General features: G+C 73.6%; 5 protein-coding genes and 1 pseudogene. 4 read left to right on the top strand and 2 right to left on the bottom strand.

Annotated features, from left to right (window positions below; all coding sequences use genetic code 11):
- Positions 1-157: pseudogene (locus ACLJOU_RS42260) on the bottom strand (sigma factor); the annotation flags it as partial.
- The gene (locus ACLJOU_RS42255) at positions 127-363 is read right to left on the bottom strand and encodes a sigma factor-like helix-turn-helix DNA-binding protein (protein WP_410574902.1); all 237 of its coding nucleotides are present in this window, start codon (positions 361-363) and stop codon (positions 127-129) included. The pseudogene ACLJOU_RS42260 and the gene ACLJOU_RS42255, both read right to left, overlap by 31 nt.
- Positions 364-781: 418 nt before the next feature.
- Here ACLJOU_RS42255 and ACLJOU_RS42250 point away from each other — a divergent pair, with 418 nt between their 5' ends.
- From ACLJOU_RS42250 to ACLJOU_RS42235, 4 genes are read left to right on the top strand one after another with little or no spacing between them, the layout of a single operon-like run.
- Positions 782-2,533, top strand: coding sequence for an ATP-binding protein (locus ACLJOU_RS42250; RefSeq protein WP_410574901.1), 1,752 nt, complete (start codon positions 782-784; stop codon positions 2,531-2,533).
- A gap of 46 nt (positions 2,534-2,579) precedes the next feature.
- Positions 2,580-3,740 (top strand): exonuclease SbcCD subunit D, encoded by a 1,161-nt coding sequence (locus ACLJOU_RS42245; RefSeq protein ID WP_410574900.1) that lies wholly within the window; start codon positions 2,580-2,582, stop codon positions 3,738-3,740.
- Position 3,741: 1 nt separating this feature from the next.
- A complete protein-coding gene (locus ACLJOU_RS42240; RefSeq protein WP_410574899.1) occupies positions 3,742-7,143 on the top strand; it encodes an AAA family ATPase in 3,402 nt (1,133 codons plus the stop codon).
- Entirely contained in the window at positions 7,140-8,132 is a 993-nt protein-coding gene (locus ACLJOU_RS42235) for a hypothetical protein (RefSeq protein WP_410574898.1), read from the top strand. The genes ACLJOU_RS42240 and ACLJOU_RS42235 overlap by 4 nt, the downstream gene beginning before the upstream one ends.
- The last annotated feature ends 5 nt before the right edge of the window (positions 8,133-8,137 follow it).

Here is an 8,137-nt window from a genome sequence, read left to right as displayed (position 1 = left end):
TCTCGGCCACCGGCTCGGCCCGGTTGCGCGCCGCCGCGCGGTGCGCGTCGGCCACCTTGTGCTGGGCGATCCCGTAGACGAAGGCCAGAAACGGGCGGCCTTGATCGCGGTACGAGGGCAATGCCGTCAGCACCGCGAGACACACCTCCTGCGCTTGCGGGCTCTCGAAACCCGCTTCTTCGCCGCGTCCGCCGAGATGCCGAGGAGCCCGGCGATGTCCTCCGTCGCGGGGCCGGCCTGCCGGAGCGCCAGGGCATCCCGCTGGTCTTCGGGCAGTGGCGGCCAGCACCATGTTGCGCACAGCCACGCTCGCTGGTTCTGGACCGGATCCGAGCCGGACTGTGTCCGCGAACACCCGGCCATCCGAGACGGAGCTGGCCGGCTTCACCGCGAACCCCGGCCAGCTCGGCGTAGCAGGACTTGCGAAGGTCCGGCGCACGCTCGGCCAGAACCTCGGTCGAATCACCGGAATCGTCCGTCACGCCGGATCCGGATGGCCGGGGGCCGGGGGAGCCCCGTGCGCCGGCTCCGTGCCTCGTGCGGTGTCGGACGTCTGTTCGGCCGGTCTGCTCACTTGGCCTCCTTCTCCGGGCTCACGTTGGTATGTGACGGAAAGGGCCTGCGGTGACAAAAGATCTTCCCCGAAGGGTGAGCTCACTCGTTCGGCGCAGTCGTGGCCTGCGGTGACGCCGGTCGCGGCAACGCCGTGTTGGGCGGGGGACCGTCGTCCCGGCGGGCTAGTCTGCCGCGGGGGGAAGCGCCGGGTGAGACAGGGAGAACCGTGGACCAGGAGACGCTCACCACCGTGGTCGGCCGGGTGGCAGGCACCGAGGACTCGACGCCGCTGCAGTTCTGCGTGGCCATCGATCCGGAAGCCTATCTGCAGCTCGACGACGTCGTCGTGACCCGGCGGGAACTGCCCGGGCTCGGCGAAGTCACCTCCTACGGCATCGTGACGCAGGTGAGCGCGCGACACGAGGGCGCCAGCTTCGGCAGCGACGTCTTCCTGATCTCCGACGGGGTCCTGCCCGCCCAGGTGCAGGAGATCGCCGAGATCGCCACCACCCGCGTCGAGCCCGAGTGCTACGTGCCGCCGAGGCCGGGCAGCCGGGTCGAGCGGGCCGTGGGGGAGGACCGCGCGCAGGCGCTGTACTTCGACAACATGACCCGCCAGGTGGCGGTCGGGCTGGGCCGGGACGGCGAACCCGTCTACCTCAACATGGACTTCCTCGACGGCACCCGCGGCGCGCACGTCAGCATCAGCGGCGTCTCCGGCGTGGCCACCAAGACGTCGTTCGCGTTGTTCCTGCTGCACTCGATCTTCCGCGGCGGCGCCCTGCCCAACGCCCACAACGCCAAGGCCCTCGTCTTCTCCGTCAAGGGCGAGGACCTGCTGTTCCTCGACACCCCGAACGTCCACCTCGACGAGAAGCTCAAGGCGGAGTACGCCCGGCTGGGCCTGCCCGCCGAGCCCTTCGCGTCCGTCGGCTTCTACGCGCCGCCGACGCCGTCGGACACCACGGGGAAGCCTTACGTGACCGGGCGGACCTCGGGCGTCGGCGCGTTCTGGTGGACCATCGCGGAGTTCTGCGCCCGTGACCTGCTGCCCTACGTCTTCGCCGACGCCGAGGACGAGCGCAACCAGTACACGATGGTCATCCACCAGGTTGCGAACCGCCTGCGGCTGGACAGCACACCGGCGGGCAAGGACGGCGCCGCGAACGTCGACGGCGTGCTGTGCCGCACCTACGCCGAGCTCATCGACGTCATCTGCGAGCGCGTCACCGACGAGGAAACCCGGGCGAGCTGGGCGGGTGCGGTCACCGGCGCCGGCACGGTGAACGCCTTCATCCGCCGCCTGCGCTCGAGCCAGCGCGCGCTCTCCGGCCTCATCCGCGGCGACCTCGCCGACCACCCCGCGCGCCAGTTGTCCACGGAGAACCAGCAGGTGACCGTGGTGGACATCCACAACCTCGTCGAGCGCGCGCAGCGGTTCGTCGTCGGCGTGACGCTCGCCGCGGAGACCGCGCGCAAGGAAGCGGCCGGCCCGGGCGGGCTGCTGTTCACCATGCTGGACGAGCTCAACAAGTACGCGCCGCGCGAAGGCAGCAGCCCGATCAAGGAGGTGCTGCTGGACATCGCCGAACGCGGCCGTTCCCTCGGCGTCATCCTGATCGGCGCGCAGCAGACCGCCAGCGAGGTCGAGCGCCGGATCGTCAGCAACAGCTCGGTCCGGATCGTCGGCCGCCTCGACGCCGCCGAGGCGTCGCGGCCCGAGTACGGCTTTCTCCCGGCCAGCCAGCGGGTCCGCGCGACGCTCGCCACGCCGGGCACGATGTTCGTGAGCCAGCCGGAGATCCCGGTGCCGATCGCCGTCGGCTTCCCGTTCCCGGCCTGGGCCACGCGGCTTTCCGAGGCCGGGCGGATCCCGACCACAACAGCGGGGTCGTCCACGGCGAAGAAGTCCGATCCCTTCGCCGGCCTCCCTTCGCGCGGCAGCGACCCCTTCGGCGACGACCCGCCGCCGTTCTGAGCCCATCGCAAGCCCACCGTCCACCACCCGAACGGAAGGACCGAGGGTGAAGTTCCTGCACACCTCCGACTGGCACATCGGCAAGACGCTCAAGGGGCGCAACCGCCTCGACGAGCAGCGGGCCGTGCTCGGCGAAATCGTCCGGATCGCGCGGGACGAGCCGTTCGACGCGATCCTCGTCGCGGGTGACCTGTACGAGACGTCGGCGCCGTCGGCGGCCGCGCAGGAACTCGTGGTGCGGGCGCTGATGGCGCTGCGCGAAACCGGTGCCGAGGTCGTCGCCATCGCCGGGAACCACGACCACGCCGCCACCTTCGAGGCGTACCGGCCCCTGCTCAAGGCCGCGGGCATCCAGCTCACCGGCGACCCGCGCCCGGTGCACGACGGCGGGGTGTACTCGTTCGACGCGCGTTCGACGGGCGAGCGCGTCAACGTCGCCGTGCTGCCCTTCCTTTCCCAGCGCTACGCGGTCCGCGCCGCGGAGCTGCTCGCCGGGACGCCGGCGGACAACGTCGGCGAGTACGACCAGCGCGTGCGCGACATCCTCGAGCACCTCAAGACCGGGTTCACCCCCGGCGCGGTGAACCTCGTCATGGCGCACCTGACGGTCACCGGCGGCACGATGGGCGGCGGGGAGCGCGCCGCGCAGTCCATCTTCGAGTACCACGTGCCGGCGACGGCGTTCGGCGCCGACCCGCACTACGTGGCGCTGGGCCACCTGCACCGGCGCCAGTCGCTGCCCGCCGCGTGCCCGGTGCACTACAGCGGTTCGCCGTTCGCCGTCGACTTCGGCGAGCAGGACAACACGAGCGTCGTGCTCTCGGTGGAGGTGAGTCCCACGACGCCGGCGAAGATCACCGACATCCCGCTGAACGCGGGCCGGAAGCTGCGGACGGTCCACGGCACGGTGGCGGAACTGACCGGCCGCGCCGAGGAGTTCGGGGAGGACTACCTCCGCGTCTACCTCCGCGAAGCGACCAGGGCCGGGCTGCGCGAGGAGATCCAGGAAGCCCTGCCCAACGCCCTGGAAATCCGCATCGACCCGGAGTTCGCCGCGCCGGTGACGACGTCGAACGGCGACCGCGCGGTCGCGGACCGTTCGCCGGGGGAGCTGTTCGCGGCCTACTGCGCGGACCGCACGGTCGAGGACAAGCGCGTGCAGGCGCTCTTCGCGCGGCTGCACGACGAAGAGACGAGCGGGGTGTGACATGCGGCCAGTGCTGCTGGAGATGACCGGCTTCGCGTCCTTCCGCGAGAAGACCGAAGTCGGCTTCGAGGACACGGACTACTTCGCGCTCGTCGGGCCGACCGGCGCCGGCAAGAGCACGGTCATCGACGCCCTCACGTTTGCGCTGTACGGCTCCGTCGCCCGCTGGGACCACGAAGGCCTCGTCGCGCCCGCGCTCGCGCCGACGGTGAACCGCGCGACCGTCCGGCTGGTCTTCGACGCCGGCGGCGCGCGCTACCACGTCGTGCGGGAAGTCCGGCGCAGCGGCGGCAAGAAACCCACGGTCAGCGTGAAGAACGTGCGCCTGGAACGGCTCGTCGACCCCACCGCACTGGGCGGCCCCGAGGACGACGCCGACCCGATCGCCGCGGACTCCGAGGTCACCCCGGCGGTCGAACGCCTGCTCGGGTTGACGTTCAAGCACTTCTGCACCTGCGTGGCGCTGCCCCAGGGCGACTTCGCCGAGTTCCTGCACGCCAAGGCCGCCGACCGGCAGAAGATCCTCATCAAGCTGCTGGGCCTGGAGGTCTACGAGCGGATCGGCCGCCGGGCCGGCGTGACGGCGGAGCAGCAGAAGCAGCGCGCCGCCGTCCTCGCCGAACAACTCGGCAGCTACGCCGACGCCACCGAGGAAGCCGTCGCCGAGCTGGCCGCGCGGATGGCGGCCCTGGCCGAGCTGGAGACGCGGGTGAACGCGGCCCTGCCGGGGTTGAACGACGCCACCCGCGCGCACGACGACGCCCGCCAACGCGTCGCCGCTCTCACGGCCGAGCTGAAAATCCTCGACTCCGTGGCCCGTCCGGACGGCGTCGAAGACCTCGAAACCCGGCGCCGCGCCGCCGCGGACGCGGTGACGACGGCCCGGACCGCGCTGGAAACCGCGGAGACGGCGGACGAAGCAGCTCGTGCCGCCCTCGCCGCGGCCCCCGCGCGCGGCGAACTGGAGCGCCTCCGCGCCGACCGCGCCGAATTCGAGGAGACGGAGAAGGCCCTTCCCCGGCTCGAAGAAGCGGCGACGACGGCGTTGCAGGCGAAGGACGCCGCCGCCGTCTCGGTCACCGAAGCCCTCGCCGCCGTCGAGGCGGCCCGGAAGAACCGGGACTCGACCGCCCGGACCGCGGAAGACGCCGCGGCCGAAGCCGGCCGGGCCCGCCAGGACCGCGACCGCCTGGCCGCCCTGCGGCCGCCCGCGGATCTCGGGGACCTGTCGGCGGATGCGGCGCGCGTGGCGAAGCGCACGGCGGAGGCCGCCGCCCGCCTCGGCACGGCGGAGACGGCCGACGCCGAAGCGCGGGCGGCGCTGGCCGCCCAACCGGACGTCGCCCCGCTCGCCGCCGCCCGCTCCGATGCCCGCACGCTGTACGCCCTGTGCGAGGCACAACGGAAGGCCGCGCCCGAGCAGGCCGCGCGCCGGACGGAACTCGAGGCGGCGCGAGGCGCCTTCGCCCGGGCGGACGCCGAAGTGACGGCGGCGAAGACCGCGGTGACCGAAGCCGAACGGGCCGGGCAGGCGCTGAGCCTGCGGGCCGGCCTCGCCGTCGGGCACCCGTGCCCGGTGTGCGAGCAGGAAGTCACGGCCCTGCCGGACTCCGTCGGCCACGCCCACCTGGCCGAGGCCCGCGAACGCCTCGAGCGCGCCGAAGGGGAGCGTGCCACGGCCGAAGCCGCGCTGCGCGCGCTCGAACGGGCCGTGGACCGCGACGCCGACTCGGCCGCGTCCGCCGCCGCTCAGGCGGAAGAACTGCGCGCGGTGCTGGCGGAAGTGGCCGGGCCGCCGGAGTCCGCGGTGCTGCGGCGGCCGGTCGAGGCGTCCTTCACCGAACCGGACTACGCGGACCTCGTCGCCGCTGTGCGCGAGCGCGGCGAGTGGCTGTCGAAGACGATCGACGGCCGCGTCCGCGTCGCCGAGGCCGCGAACGCCGCCGACCGGGAACTGGCCGCGGCCCGCGCCGAACGCGCGGCGGCGCAGGACGAGGCCGACGTCGTCGGGAAGTCCTTCGCGGCGGCCCGGGAAGCGCTGCGGGTGGCCCGCGATCCCTTGGTGGAGCTGGGCGCGCCCGCGGTCGACGACGGTGACGTCCCGGCGGGCTGGCAGCGGCTCACCGCGTGGGCCGCGGCCACGCTGGCGGACCGGCGGACGGCGCTGGCCGCGCTCGAAGCGGCGGCCGAAGCGGCGGGCAAGGAAGCCGTCGTCGCGGCCGACGATCTGGCTTCCGCCGAGCGGAACGCCGAGGAGCGGCGGAAGCGGGCGGTCGACGCGGGCCTGGCCGAGCAGTCGGCGGCCACCGAGCTCGCCACCGCCCGGCGCCGGCACGGTGAACTCGTCGCGGCGCTCGACGGCGCGCCGTCCGCGGAAGCCGTTACCGAGCAACTGGCGAAGGTCGCTTCGCTGGAAGAAGCCGCGAAGCGGGCGGACGCGGAGCTGCGGACCGCCCGGGCGGCCGCGAAGCGCGCCACGGAAGCCCAGGCGGGCATCGGCGTCCAGGTCGAGGCCGAGCGCCGGCGGTTGTCCCGTGCCCGCGACCCGCTGGTCGGTCTCGGTGCCCCGCCGATCGACGGCGAGAGCCTGCTGGGCGCCTGGACCGCGCTCACGGACTGGGCCGCCGGCCAGGCGAAGGACCACCGCGAGCGGCTGGCCGTCGCGGAGACGGCCGAGGGCGAAGCGGCCGAAGCGTTGCAGGCGGCCGAACGCGCGGTCGCCGACGACGTCGCCGCGCTCGGGGTCGCCGTCCCGGCGGGACCGGTGCGCGACCGCGTCCCGGTCGCCGTCGCGACGGCCCGGGCGCGCGCCGAAGCCGACCACACGGACATGCAGCGGCGCGTGGCCCGGGTGGCGGGGCTGCACGAAGACATCGCCGCCGCGGAGTCCGACGCCCAGGTCGCGCGGCTGCTCGCGGATCTGCTGCGCTCGGACAAGTTCCCGCGCTGGCTGATCGCCGGGGCGCTCGACACGCTGGTCGCCGAGGCGTCGGCGTCGCTGCTGGAACTGTCCGGCGGCCAGTTCGAGCTGACCCACGACAAGGGCGACTTCCTGGTGGTGGACCACAACGAGGCCGACGCCCTCCGTCCGGTGAAGACGCTGTCGGGCGGCGAGACGTTCCAGGCGTCCCTCGCCCTGGCCCTCGCGTTGTCTTCGCAGCTGGGGGCCATGGCGGCCGAAGGGGCGACCCGCCTGGAGTCGATCTTCCTCGACGAGGGCTTCGGGACGCTCGACGAGGCCACCCTCGACGTCGTGGCGTCCACTTTGGAGAACCTCGCCGCGTCCGGCTCCCGGATGGTCGGGGTGATCACCCACGTGCCGGCGCTCGCCGAGCGCGTCCCGGTGCGGTTCCTGGTCACCCGGGACGGCACCGGCTCGCACATCGCCAGGGAGGGCGCATGACCGTTCACCACCTCGATCCGGTGGCCGGGATGAACTTCAGCATCGACGCCTGGGACCCGGGCTACGGCAGCTCGATGGAGGCCGAGGACCTCGGGCGTTCCCAGGCGGAGGTCGAACTCGACGTCGAGGTCCCCGAGGCCGAGTGGGCGCCGATCGACCCGTCGCCGGTGTCCCCGCCGGAAGCGGTGCTGTTCGTCGACGGCGTCCGGCGGATCGACGCCCGCGTCTGGATCGACGACCCGGCCGGCACGAACTCGGCGTCCATCGGTCTCTGTGCGTCCTACGCGGCGGGGGTCGTGTGCTGCTGTGCGGGACGGGCGCACGTCGTCGGCACCGACGTCCGGCGCGGGCTGTTCACCGTCGCCCCGCGGGCCGACGACATCGCCACCCCGGCCGGCGTCTACACGGCGCACCGCGCGGCGGCGAAGGAGGACAAGCCGCTGCCGGTGGTGCTGTCCTCGGCGTTGCAGGAGCAGCTGGCCGAAACCGAGCTGGACACGGCGATCCGGGCGCGCACGGCGATCGCCGGGCACGTCGGCGAGGACCTGCTGGTCGTGGACGGCCCGCTGCGCGGCCGCGCGCACCTGGACCGGGCCGTGGGGTTCATCAAGAGCCACCAGACGACGTACCTGCCCGGCGAGCTCAACGCGCTGGTCGGCCGGCTCGGTCCGCACCAGCGCACGCCGGTGTTCCTGATGGGCACGACGTGGGTCCGGCACTCGTGGTACCTGCGGCTGCCGTCGGCGGGCGGCCCGCCGTGGTCGGGGGTCGTGCGCGTGGAGGCGGCGCCGCACCTCGGCCGCGAACAGGTCGCCGAGCTGGCGAACGTCACCCAGTCGGTGCTGGGGCGGTTCGCGTCCGTCGCGTACAAGGACTCGCGGGCGCCGCAGAACCTCTACCCGATCGCGGGCCTGGAGCGCGACCTGCGCCACCGGCTGGGTGACCAGCAGTTCGTGTACCGGGCGCTGCGGCTGGCCGCGGCCCGCTGACCCGG

It is taken from the genome of Amycolatopsis sp. cmx-4-61, from assembly GCF_046548775.1.
In the GTDB taxonomy this organism is placed as follows: domain Bacteria; phylum Actinomycetota; class Actinomycetes; order Mycobacteriales; family Pseudonocardiaceae; genus Amycolatopsis.
This window is presented reverse-complemented; position numbering and strand designations above follow the sequence as displayed.

Coding starts and splice junctions, on each gene's coding strand:
- ACLJOU_RS42255 (WP_410574902.1), bottom strand. CDS start 363: ATGGCCGGGTGTTCGCGGACACAGTCCGGCTCGGATCCGGTCCAGAAC.
- ACLJOU_RS42240 (WP_410574899.1), top strand. CDS start 3,742: ATGCGGCCAGTGCTGCTGGAGATGACCGGCTTCGCGTCCTTCCGCGAG.
- ACLJOU_RS42235 (WP_410574898.1), top strand. CDS start 7,140: ATGACCGTTCACCACCTCGATCCGGTGGCCGGGATGAACTTCAGCATC.